Annotated in this window: 16 protein-coding genes; 6 read left to right on the top strand and 10 right to left on the bottom strand. The window is 75.6% G+C overall.

Annotated elements, in window-relative coordinates; genetic code table 11:
- On the bottom strand, positions 1-1,032 hold the full coding sequence (locus ACFU5J_RS14235) for an SPFH domain-containing protein (RefSeq protein ID WP_430579142.1): 1,032 nt from the start codon (positions 1,030-1,032) through the stop codon (positions 1-3).
- Between the two features lie 108 nt (positions 1,033-1,140).
- Between ACFU5J_RS14235 and ACFU5J_RS14230 the strand changes: the two genes are divergently transcribed.
- The 3 genes from ACFU5J_RS14230 (at position 1,141) to ACFU5J_RS14220 (ending at position 3,650) form a co-directional block, all read left to right on the top strand.
- Positions 1,141-1,944, top strand: coding sequence for an NUDIX domain-containing protein (locus tag ACFU5J_RS14230; RefSeq protein ID WP_430573841.1), 804 nt, complete (start codon positions 1,141-1,143; stop codon positions 1,942-1,944).
- A 141-nt stretch (positions 1,945-2,085) separates the two neighbouring features.
- Positions 2,086-3,366, top strand: coding sequence for an anion permease (locus ACFU5J_RS14225; protein WP_430579141.1), 1,281 nt, complete (start codon positions 2,086-2,088; stop codon positions 3,364-3,366).
- Positions 3,363-3,650 (top strand): hypothetical protein, encoded by a 288-nt coding sequence (locus ACFU5J_RS14220; RefSeq protein WP_430573843.1) that lies wholly within the window; start codon positions 3,363-3,365, stop codon positions 3,648-3,650. The genes ACFU5J_RS14225 and ACFU5J_RS14220 overlap by 4 nt, the downstream gene beginning before the upstream one ends.
- 22 nt (positions 3,651-3,672) lie before the next feature.
- Here ACFU5J_RS14220 and ACFU5J_RS14215 read toward each other — a convergent pair whose 3' ends face one another.
- The 5 genes from ACFU5J_RS14215 to ACFU5J_RS14195 all read right to left on the bottom strand — a co-directional run bounded on the left by ACFU5J_RS14215 (position 3,673) and on the right by ACFU5J_RS14195 (position 8,195).
- Positions 3,673-4,548, bottom strand: coding sequence for a CHAD domain-containing protein (locus ACFU5J_RS14215; RefSeq protein ID WP_430579140.1), 876 nt, complete (start codon positions 4,546-4,548; stop codon positions 3,673-3,675).
- A 70-nt stretch (positions 4,549-4,618) separates the two neighbouring features.
- Positions 4,619-5,443 carry a class I SAM-dependent methyltransferase gene (locus ACFU5J_RS14210; protein ID WP_430579139.1) on the bottom strand — a complete coding sequence of 275 codons (825 nt, stop codon included), beginning with the start codon at positions 5,441-5,443 and terminating at the stop codon, positions 4,619-4,621.
- An 84-nt stretch (positions 5,444-5,527) separates the two neighbouring features.
- Positions 5,528-6,796: a glycoside hydrolase family 3 N-terminal domain-containing protein gene (locus tag ACFU5J_RS14205; RefSeq protein ID WP_430579138.1), complete on the bottom strand. Its 1,269-nt coding sequence runs from the start codon at positions 6,794-6,796 to the stop codon at positions 5,528-5,530.
- Positions 6,793-7,257, bottom strand: coding sequence for an SRPBCC family protein (locus ACFU5J_RS14200; RefSeq protein ID WP_430573847.1), 465 nt, complete (start codon positions 7,255-7,257; stop codon positions 6,793-6,795). The genes ACFU5J_RS14205 and ACFU5J_RS14200 overlap by 4 nt, the downstream gene beginning before the upstream one ends.
- Before the next feature lie 38 nt (positions 7,258-7,295).
- Positions 7,296-8,195, bottom strand: coding sequence for a winged helix-turn-helix transcriptional regulator (locus ACFU5J_RS14195; protein ID WP_430579137.1), 900 nt, complete (start codon positions 8,193-8,195; stop codon positions 7,296-7,298).
- Between the two features lie 134 nt (positions 8,196-8,329).
- Here ACFU5J_RS14195 and ACFU5J_RS14190 point away from each other — a divergent pair, with 134 nt between their 5' ends.
- Positions 8,330-9,580: an MFS transporter gene (locus ACFU5J_RS14190; RefSeq protein WP_430579136.1), complete on the top strand. Its 1,251-nt coding sequence runs from the start codon at positions 8,330-8,332 to the stop codon at positions 9,578-9,580.
- Between the two features lie 12 nt (positions 9,581-9,592).
- Here ACFU5J_RS14190 and ACFU5J_RS14185 read toward each other — a convergent pair whose 3' ends face one another.
- Both ACFU5J_RS14185 and ACFU5J_RS14180 read right to left on the bottom strand, forming a co-directional pair.
- Complete coding sequence (locus ACFU5J_RS14185; RefSeq protein WP_430573850.1) at positions 9,593-10,726, bottom strand: threonine aldolase family protein; 1,134 nt, start codon at positions 10,724-10,726, stop codon at positions 9,593-9,595.
- A 19-nt stretch (positions 10,727-10,745) separates the two neighbouring features.
- Entirely contained in the window at positions 10,746-11,810 is a 1,065-nt protein-coding gene (locus ACFU5J_RS14180) for a LacI family DNA-binding transcriptional regulator (protein WP_430579135.1), read from the bottom strand.
- Positions 11,811-11,926: 116 nt separating this feature from the next.
- Here ACFU5J_RS14180 and ACFU5J_RS14175 point away from each other — a divergent pair, with 116 nt between their 5' ends.
- Positions 11,927-13,093: a Gfo/Idh/MocA family protein gene (locus ACFU5J_RS14175; protein ID WP_430579134.1), complete on the top strand. Its 1,167-nt coding sequence runs from the start codon at positions 11,927-11,929 to the stop codon at positions 13,091-13,093.
- Positions 13,090-14,178, top strand: a complete 1,089-nt coding sequence (locus ACFU5J_RS14170; RefSeq protein WP_430579133.1) for a Gfo/Idh/MocA family protein — start codon at positions 13,090-13,092, stop codon at positions 14,176-14,178. The genes ACFU5J_RS14175 and ACFU5J_RS14170 overlap by 4 nt, the downstream gene beginning before the upstream one ends.
- Before the next feature lie 56 nt (positions 14,179-14,234).
- On the opposite strand, the gene ACFU5J_RS14165 is transcribed toward ACFU5J_RS14170, so the two are convergent.
- Complete coding sequence (locus tag ACFU5J_RS14165; protein ID WP_430579132.1) at positions 14,235-15,365, bottom strand: ScyD/ScyE family protein; 1,131 nt, start codon at positions 15,363-15,365, stop codon at positions 14,235-14,237.
- Between the two features lie 319 nt (positions 15,366-15,684).
- Positions 15,685-16,986 (bottom strand): endonuclease/exonuclease/phosphatase family protein, encoded by a 1,302-nt coding sequence (locus ACFU5J_RS14160; RefSeq protein ID WP_430579131.1) that lies wholly within the window; start codon positions 16,984-16,986, stop codon positions 15,685-15,687.
- Between the last annotated feature and the right edge of the window lie 15 nt (positions 16,987-17,001).

The raw sequence follows: 17,001 nt of genomic DNA, 5'->3' as shown, positions 1-17,001 counted from the left end.
TCAGGCCGCCTTCCGGGCCGGGGCGTCGCCGCCCAGCGCGCCGCCCACCAGGGTGCCCAGCACGCCGGTGAGCAGGTCCGGGGTGACGGTGAGGTGCTGCACCTCGGGCAACGACCGGGCGGCGTCCCGCAGCGCCAGGGCGACCAGCGTGCTCTGGCCGGCCTCCGCGTAGGCGGCCATCCGGGCGCTCTCGGCCGCCGCCTCCGCCTCGCCGACCGTGCGCACCTGCTCGGCCCGGGCGTCGGTCTCGAGCCGCGAGCGCTCCGCCCGCGCCCGGGCCTCGACCATCGCGGCCGCGGCCTGCTCCTCGGCCTCGCGGCGGGCGTTGGCGCCCTCCTGGGCGACGAGGCGCTCGCGGCGGGTGGCGAGCTCGATCCTGCTGGCCAGCTCGTTCTCGGCGATGGCGCGCTCCCGCTCGACGGCCAGCGCCCGGCGCTCGTACGTGGCCCGGTCGGCCTCGGCCTGCACGTGCTCGCGGGCAGGGGTCTGCAGGGCGCGCTCGACGTCCTTCTCGGGGCGGACGGCGAGGACCTGGACGCCGACGACGGCGATGCCGGTCGCGACGAGCCGCGGGTCGGTGGGCAGCTCCTCGGTGAGGAGGGCGCGGACGCGGGGCACCCCCGAGGTCATGGCCTCGGCGAGGGTCATGGCGGCGAGCACGTCGGTGGCGTGGCTCTGGGCGAGCTGGCCGACGATGGTCGTGACCTGGTCGCGGCCCGCGGTGCTGGTGGCGCCGTCGTGGGGGTCGACGGCGAAGTCGAGCCGCTGCGAGGCCGTGACGGGGTCCGCGAACCGGTAGGTGACGTTGGCCTGGACGGTGACGTCCTGGTGGTCGGCGGTCACGGCGTGGAAGAAGACGGGGAGCTCCTGGTCGTCCACGGGCACCTCGCTGAGCACCGACGTCGTGGGCCGGAACCAGAAGGCCTGCCCGACGCCCTCGTGGGCGACCCGGCCGCGGCGCAGGTGCACGACGTGCCCCGTGGGGCTGCCGAGGAAGTGCCGGGTCCAGGGGTAGCTGCGGACGGTGGCCATGACGGTCCTTCTTTCTCGTCAGAGTGACAATTAATTGATGTCACGCTGACGATAACCAGCGTCGCGAGTTCTCGTCAACCTGACGACAAAGCGGGTAGGGTGGCGGCCATGGGACGAGCGGACCAGGACGCACCGGCGCGCGACGGCGGCACGACGGTGCCCCCGGGCGCCGCGCTGCTGCCCGTGACGGTGGACGTCGTCGCCCTCACCGTGCGCGACCACGCGCTGCAGGTGCTCCTCGTCGAGCGCGGCGTCGACCCCTACCGCGGCGCGCTCGCCCTGCCCGGCGGGTTCGTGCTGCCGGGGGAGCGGCTCGCCGCCGCGGCCACCCGCGAGCTCGAGGAGGAGACCGGCGTCGTGCCGCCCGGGCACCTCGAGCAGCTCGGCACGTACGGGCCCCTCGGCCGCGACCCGCGCGGCCCCGTCCTGGCGGTGGCGCACCTGCTCCTCGCGCCCGACTTCGGCGTCGTGCGCCCCGGCTCCGACGCCGGCGCCGCGGCCTGGCACCCCGTCGCGGACCTGCTCGACGGCGCGGCGACCCTCGCGTTCGACCACGCGCGCATCCTGGCCGACGGCGTCGAGCGCGCCCGGTCCAAGCTCGAGTACTCCCCGCTCGCCACGGCGTTCTGCGGGCCCGAGTTCACCGTCGCGGAGCTCCGGCGCGTCTACGAGGCGGTCTGGGGGGTGCGCCTCGACCCGCGCAACTTCTCGCGCAAGGCCACCGGAACCCCCGGGCTGCTCGAGGAGACCGGCCGCTCCACCTCGGGCGGGGCGGGCCGCCCCGCGGCGCTCTACCGGGCCGCGCGAGGCGCCACCCCGGGCGGCCCCGACGACCGCGCCGAGCGGCCGGACGACGGCCCCGCGGTCGTCCCCGCCGTCATCGACCCGCCCCTGCTGCGCCCCCGCGACTGAGCCCGGGTGGGCCCGCGCGGGTCGGCCGCGCCACGCGCGACGTCGACACGCCGCCCCAAGATGAACAACAGGTGAACAGTCCCGGAACAGTTCACCGAACGGTCGACGGGCGGTCGAAAACCCTCAGGTTCACCCCCCACGATGGGTGCCGTGACCGAGACGCTTCTGCTCGCGCTCGTCGTCGTGACGGCCCTCGCGTTCGACTTCACGAACGGGTTCCACGACACGGGCAACGCGATGGCCACCTCCATCGCCACCCGAGCCCTCAAGCCCCGGACCGCCGTCGCGCTGTCCGCCGTCCTCAACCTCGTCGGCGCGTTCCTCTCCCTCGCCGTCGCCGCCACGATCGCCAAGGGCATCGTCGACGCGGGAGTCATCACGCTCCCCGTCGTCCTCGCCGGGCTGGTCGGCGGCATCGTCTGGAACCTCATCACCTGGCTGCTCGGCATCCCGTCCAGCTCCTCGCACGCCCTCGTGGGCGGCATGGTGGGCGCGGTGCTCGCCGCCGTCGGCACGTCGGGCGTGCTGTGGTCCGGCGTCGTCGCCAAGGTGCTGGTGCCCGCCCTCATCGCCCCCGTCGTCGCGATCGCGGTGGCCGGCCTCGGCACCTGGCTCGTGGCCCGCCTGACCCGCGGCGTCCCGCAGGACGTCACCAACCGCGGCTTCCGCTGGGGCCAGATCGGCTCCGCGTCGCTCGTCTCCCTGGCGCACGGCACCAACGACGCGCAGAAGTCGATGGGCATCATCCTGCTCGCGCTCATCGCGGGCGGCGCCGTCCCGGCCGACTCGGGCGTGCCGTTCTGGGTCATCATCAGCTGTGCCGTCGCCATGGCGCTCGGCACCTACCTGGGCGGCTGGCGCGTCATCCGCACGCTCGGCAAGGGCCTCGTCGAGATCGACACCCGCCAGGGCATGGCCGCCGAGACGTCGTCCGCCGCCGTCATCCTGCTGTCCAGCCACTTCGGCTTCTCGCTCTCCACGACGCACGTCGCCACCGGCTCCGTGCTCGGCTCCGGCGTCGGCATGCCGGGCGCCACCGTGCGCTGGAAGGTCGCGGGCCGCATGTTCGTGGCCTGGATGGTGACCCTCCCGGCCGCCGGCCTGGTCGGTGCCCTGTGCCACTGGCTCGAGTCGTCCATCGGCGGCACGGCGGGCACGCTCGCCGTCTTCGCGCTCCTGGTGGTCGTCTCCGCCGCGATCTGGATGGTGTCGCGCCGCAAGCCGGTCGACCACACCAACGTCAACGAGGCCTGGGACGAGGAGAAGGGCGCGTCCGTCGAGGCCGTGGCCGCCACCACGGGCGAGGCCGGCGGCGAGCGCGTCGCGCCGGTCCCCGCGGTCGCCACCGCGTCGTCCGTCGCCCCCGCCGTCGGGGCCGTGTCCTCCGTCGGCACCGCGTCGAACCAGAAGGTGGGAGCATGACCGACTTCATCGAGTGGGGCGCCCTCGGCCAGGTGCTCGTCGCCGGGCTGATCATCGGCGCCGGCATCCCCGCGCTGTTCGCCCTCGGGCTGCGGCTGCTGGCCGGCACCACCACGGAGGCCCCCGCGGCCGGCACCGCGTCGGACGCCGACGCCCCCGGCCCGCGCGTCATCGCCATCCCGCGCCCGTCGCCGGCCCGCCTCGCCGGCGCGATCGCCTGCATGGGCGTCGTGGTCGGCGCCATCGCCTTCGGCCTGGTCTTCCTGGTCTCCGGCGGCCACTGACCGTCCCCTCGAAGGGAACAGGTCAGCGGGCGAGGTCCTCGGCGGCGGCCGCGAGAGCCCGCGCGGCGCGCTCGTCGCCCAGGGCGGTGCACGCCGCGACGGCGGCGCCCGTGCGCGGCCCGGACAGGCCGGCGAGGGTCGCGCGCAGCACGTCGGCGTCGTGCACGGTGCCCAGCAGGTCCTGCAGGCCGCGGTGGCGGTCGGCGACGTCGGCGGCCCACCGGTCGGTCGCGGCGTCCCCCGAGGTGGCGAGCACCTCGGCGGCGTAGCGCGCGCGGCGCGCGGCCTTGCGCAGCCGGTGCACGGCCTCCGGCGCCGGGCGGGGGCCGTCCCACGGCTCCGCCCACGACACCACCGGTCCCGCGCGGCGCCGCACCCGCGCCAGCTCGTGCTCGACGCCCGGGCGCAACGCCGTCGCGGCCCCGGCACCCGGGTCGCCCGCCAGCGGCGGCGCGACGGCGAGGGCGTCCAGGCGCGCCGTGAGGTCCCGGCAGCGGGGCGACGCGAGCGCCTCCGCCACTCCCTCCCGTGCGTCGTCGTGCGCGGCCCGCAGCGCGCCGTCGAGCGCCACGATCCCCCCGCGCACCCGGGGGGCCGCCTCGACGAGGTCGGCGGCGAGGGTCGCGAGCCCCGCGCGCCGCACCTCGGCGTCGCGCGCCGCCCCGAGCGTGCGCACCCACCACGTCAGCGCGTCGAGCGTGCCGTCCTCCGGGTCCAGGAACGGCCAGAACGCGCGGAGGGTACCCCGCAGCCGCCGGACCGCCACGCGCGCGTCGTGCACCGCCTCGGGCGCGCCGGGGCCCGAGGCCGCGACGCGCACGTCGTCGTGACCGCGCAGGATCGCCTCCGCCTGGGAACGGATCGCGTCGGTGAGCACCTCGCCGGCCGTGCGGGCCATGCTCGATCGTCGCCCCGCCGGCGGGCGCCCGCCCGCGGCGAAGGCTGGACGCGGGTGGGCGGCGGGGTGCTCAGGCGCGGGCGGCCGTGAGCGCGAGCGTGAACCCCCGCTGCACGAAGCTGCCCCCGGCGTCGTCGATCGCCGCCCCGAGCCCGTCCAGGACGGCGCGCAGCTGCTCGGCCGGCAGGCGGGTCGCGAGGCCGGTCGTGGGCACCCAGTCGAGCCACTCGTCGCGCGTGTAGGTGCGCTCCCAGTCGAAGCGGTGCTCCCGGGGCTCGGCGAACCGGCCGCCGGCGCGCACCCCGTCGGCGGCCCGGGCGACCATCGGCGCGTAGCCGTCGATCGACGTCCTCGTCCCCGCCGTCGCCATCGGCGACCCCGGCAGCACCCGCGCGTAGACGGCCGCGAACGCCGCGGCGAGGTCCGGCGGCGGGTCGCCCGCGTTCCAGAACACGCTGAGCTCCCCGCCGGGGCGCAGGACGTCGGCGGCGCGCGCCGCCCCCGCGTCGGGGTCCACCCAGTGCCACGTCTGGCCGGCGGTCACGGCGTCGAACGAGCGCCCCGCCGGGTCCCACTCCTCGAACCGGGCGACCTCGACCTCGGTGCCGTCGCGCCGCGCGACCTCCGCCATCCGGTCGTCGACGTCCACCCCGAGCACGTCGCACCCGGCGGCCCGCAGCTGCCGCGCGACGATCCCCGTGCCCACCCCGACGTCGAGCACGCGCGGCGCCCGCCCCGCCGCCGCGACCCGGCCCGCCGCCGCGGCGACGGCCGCGATCAGCGCGTCCGGGTACCGCGGCCGGGCGCGGTCGTAGCCCTCCGCGTCGACGCCGAACGACGAGGCGACCTGGTGGAGCTCCGCCGGGTCCGGGACACCGGGCGCTGTGCTGGTCATCCCGTCAGCCAAGACCCGACCGTCGCGCCGCGCAACGGTGTTCGCGGCCGGCGGACCCGGGCGGCCGCTCGATGCTCGCCGGGGTCAGCCGGGGAGGTCGGCCTTGGCGGCGAGCACGCGGCGCGCGGACGCGTCGACCTTCTTCGCGAACGCAGGGTCCTTGCGGGCCTTCGCCACGAGGGCGTCCGCCATGGCGGGCGCGACGGACGGGTCGGCCGACGCGAGCACCAGGTCCACGCCCGCGTCGACGGCCTCGACGGCGCGCCGGCCGGGCGACCAGCCCTGCACCTGCACGGCGGCGGAGAGGTCGTCGGTCATGACGACGCCGTCGAACCCGAGCTCGCCGCGCAGGAGGTCGCCGACGACGACGGGGGAGAAGGCGGCGGGGGCGTCGGGGTCGATCTCGTCGTAGACGGCGGTGGACATCATCACGAACCGTGCTCCGGCGTCGATGCCCTGCGCGAAGACGTCGACGGACGGGTCGTCGCGGGTGGTGACGTCGTCGGTCACGTGGGCGGTGGTGTCCGTGTTGGACGTGACGCGGCCGAGCCCCGGGAAGTGCTTGATCACGGGCTCGACGCCGGCCGCGCGCTGCCCCGCGGCGAACGCGTCCGCGGAGCGCACCACGCTCTTCGGCGTGTACCCGTAGTTGCGGTGGAAGTAGCCGATGGGCGGGTTGTCCGCGGCGTCGGCCTCGTCGACCAGGTCCATCACGGGCGCGAGGTTGAGGTTCACGCCGGCGTCGGAGAGCTCGTCGCCCCACCCCCGCGCGCGCTCCCGGAGCGTGGCGGGCTTCCACGTGGCCTGCTCCGTGGCCTCCGGCATGTCGGAGAAGCCCGGGCCGCGCAGCACCTGGACCTTGCCGCCCTCCTGGTCGGTCGCCACGAGCAGGGGGGTGCCGTGCGTGGAGCGGGCCGAGACCAGCGCGGTGTACCGGTCCACGAGGTCGCGCGTGGCCTCGACGCCCGCGGTGCTGCGGCCGTGCAGGAAGACGTTGCCCACGTGGTCGTCGCGGATCGCGTCGGCGCTCACGGCGGCCGGGTCGCTCAGCGACACGCCCACCATGACCAGCTGGCCCACCTTCTGCCGCAGCGTCCAGCCGGCGAGCACGTCGTCCGGCCTCTCGGTGGCCTCGCCGGTGGGCTCGGGGCTGCCCGAAGCCGTCGGGGTGGGGCTCGTCGTCGCGGTGGGCGTCGGGGAGGGGGTGGGCGACGGCGGGGCGCTGGTCGCGGGCGGCGCCGACGACGTCCCGGGCGCCGGCGACGGCTCGCCCGCCGGGCCCGAGCAGGCGGCGAGGAGGGCTCCGGCGGCGAGGAGCGCGGCGAGGCGGGCGGCCCCGCGGCGGGGGGTCACGCCCGTCGGGCAGGGGCACCGTCGCGATGGGCGAGGGTGGCCAGCGCGTCCTGCCAGTGCGCCTGCGAGCTGCTCGCGTGCTGGGCCGTGTCGATGTTCTCCTGTCGCACGGACACGACGGTACCCGTCTCGTCCGCTTCGAGAAGAATGCGGATCTCGTGGTAGTTGTCCGGGACGTCCGCGAGCTCCGCCAGCGGCGAGAAGTGGGTGAAGTGCAGCAGCCGGGGGCGCTCGACGGCGATCACCACGCCCTTGTCGGCGAACTGGCGGCCGAAGAAGTGCCCCTCGAAGGTCACCGGGCTGCCGGGCTGGAAGTCCGTCTCGATGTTCGCGCCCAGCATCCACCGCGCGCCCGGGTGCATGAGCTCGGCCCACACCCGCTCGGGCGGCTGGGTCACGTGGATCGACGCCTCCGCGACGTGCGGGTAGCGGTGCGGGGACGCGCTGCTGGGGCTGGTCATGGGGGGTTTCCTTCCGCCGGCTCCGGTAGGTCTCGACCCTATCCCCGGGGCTGGGCGGGTGCCCCGTCGCGGGCGAGCTCGCGCACCAGGCCGAGCACGTCGTCGACCGACTGCGCCGGGTCGGTCACGGGCGCCTGCACGTGCCGCACGACGCCGGCCGGGTCCACGAGGAGGGTGACCCGCTTGAGCCGGTCCGCGCCGCCCGCCCGGAACAGGGGCAGCCGCAGCGCGGAGGCGGCGAGGCCGTCCTGGTCGGACGCGAGCAGGTAGGGCAGGTCCGCGTGCGCGGCGAACGCCGCCTGCTGCTCGGGGTGCTGGGTGCTCACGCCGAGCACCCGCGCGCCCGCGGCGTCGAGGTCGGCGTGCCGGCGTCCGTAGGTGACGCACTCGAGCGTGCAGCCGCTGGTGCCGGGCACGTCGCCCCAGTGGGGCGGGTACCCGTGGGTGCCGGGGGCGTAGGCGCCGGGGAAGAAGAACAGCGCGGTCCAGCGGTCCGGGTCGACGAGGTGCACGGTGGAGCCGTCGTGGGCGGTGAGCGCGACGTCGGGCACCCGCGTGCCCTCCAGCGCGCGTGCGCGGGCGAGGTCGCCGTCGCCGAGGTCGCCGCTCAGCGTGCCGTCCCCCATGACGAACCGCGTGCCCCACTCCTGCAGGGCGAGCAGCACGGGGAGCAGCCCCTCGCCGCGCGCCGTGAGCCGGTAGTCGTGGCGGGGCGGCCGGTCGGAGTAGGGCACCTTCTCGAGCACGCCGTGCTCCACGAGCGACCCGAGCCGCTCGCTGAGCGCCCGTCGAGACAGGCCGAGCTCGCGGTCGAAGCCCTCGAACCGGGTGATGCCGGCGGCGGCCTCGCGGACGATCAGCAGGCTCTGCCAGTCGCCGACGACGCCGAGGGACTGCGCGATGCCGCACGAGCTGTCGACAAGGTCCTCGCGGCGCATGGTGGTCATCCTCTCGCCGGGCCGGGGTGTGCGTCCATCCCGCGTCGTGGAGTAAGTTCCATTCTGGAACTTACCAACGACGGCGCCGCACCGCCTGTTCCCGGCGGCGTCGTCCCGCAGCGAGGAGGTGGCCCGTGGCCACGAGTGCACGGCCGTTCTGGACCTACTGGGCCGCGAGCACCACCAGCGGGGTCGGCACGGCGGTCACCGCCGTCGCGCTGCCGCTCACGGCGGTGACCGTGCTCGACGCCGGACCCGTGGAGACCGGCGTGCTGGCCGCGTCGTCGTACCTCGCCTGGGTGGTGCTCGGGCTGCCGGCCGGCGCGATCGTGCACCGGCTCCCGCTGCGCGCCACGCAGGTCGTGGCCGACCTGGTCCGGGCGGCGGCGGTCCTCGCGCTGCCGCTCGTCTGGTGGCTGGGCGAGCTCTCGCTGACCCACCTCGTCCTCGCGGCGCTCGCGGTCAACATCGCCGAGGTGTTCTTCTTCACCGCCAACACCACGTTCCTGCCCACCGTGGTGCCGCAGCACGAGCTGACCAGCCGCAACAGCCTCGTCTCCGGCACGCAGGCGGCCACGCAGCTCGGCGGCCCGTCGGTCGCCGGCCTCCTCGTGCAGGCCGTCGGGGCGGTGCCCGCGCTGCTGGTCGACGTCGCCTCGTACGTCGCGTCCGCGCTGCTGCTGCGGCGCCTGCCCGAGCGGCGCGAGCCCGCCCCGGGCGACGGCGAGACGCGCCCCGGCATGGGCCGGATGATCGCCGAGGGCTGGCGGTTCGTCGTGCGGCACCCCGTCATGGCGCCGGCCACCTGGTGGGCCTGCGCGGTGAACCTCGTGTGCGGCGTCCAGGCCGGCCTGTTCGCCCTCTACCTGGTGCGCGACCTCGACGCCCCGCCCGCGATGGTCGGCGTGCTGCTCGCCGCCGACGGCGTCGGCTCGCTCCTCGCCGCGGCCGCCACGCCGTGGCTCGTGCGCCGGTTCGGGTCGGCTCGCGTGCTGCTGGTCGACGGGCTGTTCGGGTTCGCCGGTGCCCTGCTGATCCCGCTCGGGGCCGGCACCCTCGGCTGGCTGTGCTTCGCCCTCGGGACGCTCGTGTTCGGCGCGTCCGTGGTGCCGGGCAGCGTCGTGACGCGCACCTACCGCCAGGTGGCCAGCCCGCCCGCGCTGCTGTCCCGCGTGATGGCGACCGTCCGGTTCGTGTCCTGGAGCATGATCCCGCTCGGCTCGCTGGCGGCCGGCGTGCTCGCCGCGCACGTGGGCAGCCGGGCCGTGCTGCTCGGCTCGGCGTTCGTCCTGCTGCTGGGCCCGCTCATCGTGGGCCTCAGCCCGGTGCGCCGGCTGCGCGACCTCGAGGACTTCGAGACGCCGGCGGAGCTGGTGCCGGCCTGAGGCCGACCGATCTCAGGCCAGGGCGTCGGCCGCCGCGGCGACGAACGCGTCGACCGTCTCCGGCGTGGTGTCCCACGCGCACATGAGCCGCACCTCGACGCGGCCGGGCGTCTCGCCGCCGGCCCAGTCGTAGAAGCGGGCGACGGCGCGCAGCCGGTCGGCGGCGTCGCGGGGGAGCGTCGCGAAGACGGCGTTCGCCTCCGTGGGCCGTGTGACGCGCACGCCGTCGTCGTCCGAGCCGGGCAGGGCCTCGAGCCCCGCCCGCAGCCGGTCCGCCATCGCGTTGGCCTGCGCGGCGTTGCGGTGCCACAGCGGCTCCGTGTCGCCAGCCGTGTCGCCCGCCTCGCCGAGCAGGGCGAGGAGCTGCGCGGAGACGAACCGCGTCTTGGACGCGAGCTGCATCGTCGCCTTGCGCAGGAACGGCACCGCGGCCGACGCCGCCTCCCGGGCGCGGGCGGACGCGGCGTCCGGTGCGTCGTCGGGCCCGAGGACGAGGACGGCCTCGCCGAGCATGCCGCCGTTCTTCGCGGCCCCCAGGGACACGACGTCCACCCCGGCGTCGGTGGTCAGGGCGCGCAGCGAGCAGCCGAGCGCCGCCGCCGCGTTCGCCAGGCGGGAGCCGTCCACGTGCACGGCCATCCCCAGGTCGTGCGCGACGTGGGTCAGCGCGCGCAGGTCGTCGAGCGCGTACACGGTGCCGAGCTCGGTGGACTGCGTCAGGGAGAGCACGGCGGGGTGGGCGCGGTGCACGTCGTCGCGCTGCCCGGCCCACCGGGCCACGTCGTCGGGCGTGATCCGGCCGTCCACGGACGGGCAGGCGAGCAGCTTGAGGCCGCCCACCCGCTCGGGCGCGCCGTTCTCGTCGGTGTTGACGTGCGCGACGTCGGAGACGACGACGCCGCCCCAGCGCGGCGACAGCGCGGTGAGCGAGACGACGTTGGCCCCCGTGCCGTTGAGGACCGGGAAGGCGAGCGCTCCCGCGCCGAACACCTCGCGCACGCGGGCGTCGAGGCGCGCCGTCCAGGGGTCGTCGCCGTACGCGACGGCGTACCCGTCGTTGGCGGCCGCGACCGCGGCGAGCACCTCCGGGTGCGCGGGCGCGTAGTTGTCGGAGGCGAACGGCGGCAGGGTGCGGGGGGCGGTCACGCGCCCCAGGGTACGGCCGTCACCGGGGAGGTCCCCCGGTGCCGTCGGCGGGGGCGCCGGGCAGCTCTCCCGTCGACTCGCGCCACACGATGCGGTGGATCGGCGAGCCGGGACCCGGCCGGGGCTCGCCGCGCATCGTGGCGACCAGCGTGCGCATCGCGGCCCGGCCCGCCTCGGGGAAGTCCACGTCGACCGTGGTGAGGGAGGGCATCATCAGCGCCCCCATCTCGAAGTTGTCCCAGCCGGTGACGACGAGGTCCTCCGGCACCGACCAGCCGCGCTCGGCGGCGCCGCGCACCACGCCCGCGGCGAGGTAGTCGTTCGCGGCGATCACGGCCAGGGGCGCCGCGTCGGCGGGGATCTCGGCGACCGCGCGGCGCGCGTCGTCGCCGGACCACGATCCACCGACGACGCCGACGGACACGACGTCGCCCGTGGCGGGGTCCGCGGCCGCGCGCGCGACCGCCGCCAGGTAGACGTCGCGCCGGGCCCGCGCGGAGGCGAACTGGTCGGGGCCGCCGACGTGCACGAAGCGGCGGTACCCCGCGGCGACGAGCGTCCCGACGAACACCTCCACGGTGCTGGCGTCGGCCAGGTCGCCGAGGCTGCGCATCTCCTCGTCGAACGTCGCCTCGGCGACGACCGGGGTGCCGCCGTCGTCGGCCGCGCCAAGGGCCGGGTCGGTCAGCACCTCGGGCAGCACGGGCACCAGGGTGAGGACGCCCTCGTACTGGCCGCTCGCGGCGAGCTCGCGCACGCGGGCGGTCCGCTGCTCGACCGTGCCGTCGACGGTGTGCGTCTCCATGACGTACCCCGCGGCCTCGGCCACCTCGCCGGCCCCGGCGAGCAGCCGGAGCTGGTGGTCGAGCGTGGCCCCCGTGACCACGGCGAGCCGCCCGGACCGCCGCGTGCGCATGGACCGCGCGGCGAGGTTGGGGCGGTAGCCGATGGACCGGGCCACCTCCAGCACGTGCTCGCGGGTGGCCGCCGAGATCGTGCCGCGCCCGGTGAGGGCGTAGGACACGGCCGCCTGCGACACCCCGGCGAGGCGCGCGACGTCGCGGCTGGTGGGCGGGCGGGACATCGCCACAGTATGACCTCCCTCGTCCCTCGCCTTGACAGGGCTGCGGCCCGCAGCCAGGCTGTTCACCGCATGATACGTATCATGCCTGACCGCCAGCTCGTTCCATCGGAGGAACCATGCTCACCATCGGGATCGTCGGCACCGGCGGCATCGCCCGCGCCCACGTCGCCGGTTATCAGCGCTTCGGCGACGAGTGCGAGATCGTCGCGCTGTGCGACCCGGCGCCCGGCCGGGCCGAGGCCATGCGCGCGGAGCTCGGGCTCGAGGGCGCCCGCGTCTACGAGGACACCGCCGAGATGCTCGCCGCGGAACAGCGGATCGGACGCCTCGACCTCGTCAGCGTCGCGACGCCGCCCTCCACGCACGCCGCGCTGTCCGTCGCCGCCCTCGAGGCCGGCGTCGACGTGCTCGTCGAGAAGCCGATGGCGCCGTCGCTCGAGGAGTGCGACGCCATGATCGCCGCGGCCGAGAAGCACGGCCGGCTGCTGTCCGTCGTCGCCCAGAACCGCTTCCGCGACGACATCGCCACCCTCAAGGAGGTGCTCGACTCCGGCCTCGCCGGGCCCGTCACGCACGCCCAGGTCAGCTCGGCCTGGTGGCGCGGCACCGAGTACTACGACCTGTGGTGGCGCGGCACGTGGGAGAGCGAGGGCGGTGGCTGCACCCTCAACCACGCCATCCACCACCTCGACATGACCCTGTGGATGCTGGGCTCGCCGAAGGCCGTCACGTCCGTCCTCACCAACGCGGCGCACGAGAACGCCGAGGTCGAGGACCTGTCGGTCAGCGTGCTGCAGTACGACCGGGCGCTCGCCGAGGTGACCGCCTCCGTGGTGAGCCACGGCGAGGAGCAGGCCATCGTCGTGCAGGGCCGCGACGCGCGCGTCTCGCAGCCGTGGAAGGTCGTGGCGGAGACCGCGAACCCCGCCGGCTTCCCGACCAAGGAGGGGGACGCCGAGCGCGTCGCCGCGATCGAGGCGGTGGCCGCGGCGCACCGCCCGCTGGAGCACACGGGCCACGCCGGGCAGATCGGCGACATGCTCGCCGCGGTGCGCGAGCGCCGTCGCCCCGCCGTCACCGGCGAGGACGGCCGGCGCGCCATCGAGCTGGTCACCGGGATCTACGAGGCGGGCGTCGAGCGCCGCACCGTGGACCTGCCGCTGAGCGCCGACGACCCGTACTACCGCACCGGCACGCTCGTCGAGCGCGCCCCGCACTTCTTCTCCAAGACCGCGTCCGTGGGCGAGCTGCCCGGCAAGATCATCGTGGGGGCCAAGGCATGAGCGCGAACCCGACCGGCGGCGCCAGCGGCGCCGCGTACGCGCCGGAGCCGGTGCCGGCTCCCGTGGTGGAGCCGGGCGAGTTCGTCTTCGCCGCGACGAGCCTCGACCACGGCCACGTGTACGGCATGTGCGAGGGCCTCGCGGGCGCCGGCGGCACGCTCAAGTGGGTCTACGACCCCGACCCGGCCAAGGTCGAGACGATGCGCAGGAAGTTCCCGGACGTCCGGGTCGCGCGCAGCGAGGCCGAGATCCTGGACGACGCCGAGGTGCGCCTCGTCGCGGGCGCCGCGGTCACCTCCGAGCGCGCGCCGCTGGGCCTGCGGGTCATCGAGGCCGGCAAGGACTACTTCACCGACAAGGCGCCGCTGACGACGCTCGAGCAGCTCGCCGCCGCCCGCGAGGCGACGGCGCGCACGGGCCAGAAGTACGCCGTCTACTACTCCGAGCGGATCCACGTCGAGGCCGCCGTGCTCGCCGAGCAGCTCGTGGACCGCGGGGCGATCGGCCGGGTGCTGCAGGTCATCGGCCTGGGCCCGCACCGGCTCGGCACCGGCCGCCCCGACTGGTTCTTCGAGAAGGACAGGTACGGCGGCATCCTGTGCGACATCGGGAGCCACAACTTCGACCAGATGCTGCACTACGCGGGGGCGAAGGACGCGGAGATCAGCCACGCGGCGATCGCCAACTACCACCACCCGGACCACCCGGAGCTGGACGACTTCGGCGAGGCCGGCATCGTCATGGACAACGGCGCCACCGGCTACGTGCGCGTCGACTGGTTCACGCCGGACGGGCTGAGCACGTGGGGCGACGGCCGCACGATCATCCTCGGCACCGACGGGTACATCGAGCTGCGCAAGTACGTCAACGTCGGCACCGGCGAGGGCGGCGGGCACGTGTTCCTCGTCGACGGGAAGGGCGAGCACCACCTGGTCGCGAACGGCCAGGTCGGCTTCCCCTACTTCGGGCGGCTCATCCTCGACTGCCTCGAGCGCACCGAGAACGCGATGACGCAGGAGCACGCGTTCAAGGCCGCCGAGCTCAGCGTCCTCGCGCAGCAGCAGGCGCGGGTGCTCACGCCCTGACCCGACGAGCCCGACCCTGCCCCACGTCGTGGGGCAGGGTCGGAGGGCGTCGCCCGTCAGTGGCCGTGCCCGTACGACCTGGGCAGGTCGATCCGCACCAGGTGGCCGTCCGGCGGCGCGTCGTCCGCGGGCAGCGCGTTCGTGGTGGCCAGGAGGTCGCCGTGGTCCCACTCGAGCCCGGCGGGCAGCGGCGTCTCGACCACGGTGCGGTTCCCGTGGTGCGTCACCCGCGTGATCCTGCCGCCGAACAGCTCGGCGACGTACACGTCACCCCGCGACGAGACCGCGACGTTGGTGGCGCCGGCGAAGCCCTTCGCCGCCCGGTGCACCGAGCCCCAGCGCGGGTCCACCGTGTAGACGGCGCCCCGGGCCCCGAGGCTCGCGTCCTCCGGCCCGCCCGGCAGGGTGGTCACGTAGAGCTTGCCGTGCGGCCCCACCTCGACGTCCGTGGGGACGGGCTCGAACCAGTAGGTCAGGCCGACGGCGCACTCCGGGATCCCGTTCGCGGCGGCGGCCTCGGCCGTCACCACCGCGGGCTGGGCCGGCAGCACCGCGACGGTGCGTACCCGGCCGCGCTCGCTCACCGACACGATCGCGTTCATGCCGGCGTCGGCCACGTAGGTGGTGCCGTGCTTGGTCGTGGTGCCGTACGGGTGCGAGTCCTCGAGGCCCTTGTACCTCCCGGGCATGTCCGCCGGGAACTGGTCCAGGCACGACTTCGGGGCGTGGCGCAGGCCGTAGGTCACGTGCCCGTCCGGGTTGTGGGCGTTCTCGAAGGCCCGCAGGTCCGCGACCTGCCGGGCCTGACCGACCGGGTCGCCCTTCCGGTCCACGCGCAGCTTCCAGAGGCTGGAGCCGATGGGCTCCTGCGGGCCGCTGAGCACCGTCTGGGTGAAGGTGACCGTGCGGCCCTTGAACGACACGCCACCGACCTCGTTGCCGCCGGAGGAGTAGATCACGTCGGTGGAGCCGTCCCGGGCGACGTTCGTGAGCAGCCCGGCGAAGTTCTGGGTGACGAAGGTGTGGCCCCGGGGGCCTGCGGCGAGCGTCAGCGGGGAGACCAGGCCGGAGGCGATGGTCGTGACGGTCGGCGGGCGGGGCGTGGGCTTGCCGTGCGCGACGGCGGGGGTGGCGGCGAGCAGCAGCGCCGACGTTGCTGCGGCCACCACGGTGAGGGCGCGTCTCATGGGTGCTCCAAGGTGCTGCCCGGCTCTCGACCCGTCGCGCGAGGCGCGGCGGCGGGCCGGGCTCGGTTGACTGGCGGGCCGGCGGGTCGAGGCCGTCGGCGGTGGCGCGCGCCGCACGTGCGACGGGTGCGAGGGACCGGCTCCGGGCCGGTCGGGTTCCCTGCGCTCGGCGGGCACGTCATGCTCCACGGCGAGCACAGCACTCCCCACCCTGCACCCGACCCGCGGGCGGTCGCCACACGCGGGCCGCGGTGCAGCGGGTGAGAAATCCGTATGGATGCCCAGGTCAGCGGCCTGCGACGGTCGTCGCGGGCGACGGTCAGCGGGTCGCGACGTCCACCCAGACGAGCCGGTGGTCGCTCGACGGGAACGGGTACACGCCCGTCAGCCGCGACAACGGGTCGGCCTGAGTGGGCCAGAACACCCCGGCGCCGCGTACCTTCAGGCCCTTCGACGGCAGCACGTAGTCGGCCCTCAGGTTGCCGGGTGCGGCGTCGGAGAAGTCCGCGGTGTCGAGGGCCGGGTCGCCCCAGTGGGTCGCGTTGGCGCCGCCCTGCAGGGTCGCCGCCTCGATCGCGCCGGCCGACGTCGGCCGCGGGTCCGTGATGCGCGGGTTGTCCAGCAGCTGGTCGATCGCCGTGTTCACGGAGTCGCCGTCGAGCGGGTCGGCGTTCTGGTCGCCGACGACGACGAACCGCTCGCCCGGCTTCAGGCCGCCGCGCCCGCCCTCGTCGTCGTAGATGTAGCGGGACGCGACGCCGGGCGTCACGTAGTCGGCCCAGAAGCGGATCTCGTCGTGGTTGCGGCGGCCGTTGCGGTCCTCCGGGCCGTCGAACGTGGGCGGCGTCGGGTGCGCGGCGAGCACGTGCACCGTCCGCTTCCCCACGCGCACCGGCACGTCCCAGTGCGACTTGCTCGAGAGCCGCACGACGTCCAGCTCGGCGGGGGAGTACCAGTCGTCCGGCTCCGCCGTCGCCGGGTCGTCGGGCAGCAGCGCGCCCGGCATGTCCTTCCACAGGAACTGCTGGAACGTGCGCACGTTCCTCGTGTCGATCGGGTACTTCGACAGCACGACCATGCCGTACTGGCCCTCGAACTCCCCGAAGCCGAACGCGTCGTTGCCGCCGCCCACGGTGCCGTCGTTGTCGAGGTCGAAGCCGCTCGGGACCCCGGTGTTCGACGGCGCGGTGTACGCGTAGCGGTAGCGGACCGGGTCGGCACCGCCCTGCGGCACCTCCAGGTAGTTCTCGCGGAACAGGTCCACGCCGGCGTGCGCGGCGTCGTAGTCGAACTCGTTGAGCAGCACCACGTCCGGGTCCGCGCGCTGGACGACCTCCGCGACCGTGCGCGCCTGCGCGTCGTCGCCCGTGGACAGGTCGGCCTGCAGCTCGCCCTCCGTCGCGCGGTTCAGCGACAGGTTGTAGGTGGCGACGCGCAGCGGGGTGCTCCCGCTCCCGCCGCCGTGACCGTGGCCGTGGCCGGTGCCGCCGGCGCTCGCCGCCAGCGGCGTGACGGCGAGGCCCGCACCGAGGGCGAGCGCGGCCGCGGCGGTCACGGTGCTGCGAGCGGCGGTGCGACGGGTGGCGGCGCGGGCTTCGGGGGCGCGACGGCGGGAGGTCATGGAGGCCACGGTAGG

It is taken from the genome of Isoptericola sp. NPDC057559 (genome assembly GCF_042801555.1).
Taxonomy (GTDB): Bacteria; Actinomycetota; Actinomycetes; order Actinomycetales; family Cellulomonadaceae; genus Isoptericola.
The sequence above is the reverse complement of the archived record's forward strand: the minus strand, read 5'-3'. Positions and strand labels throughout refer to the sequence as shown.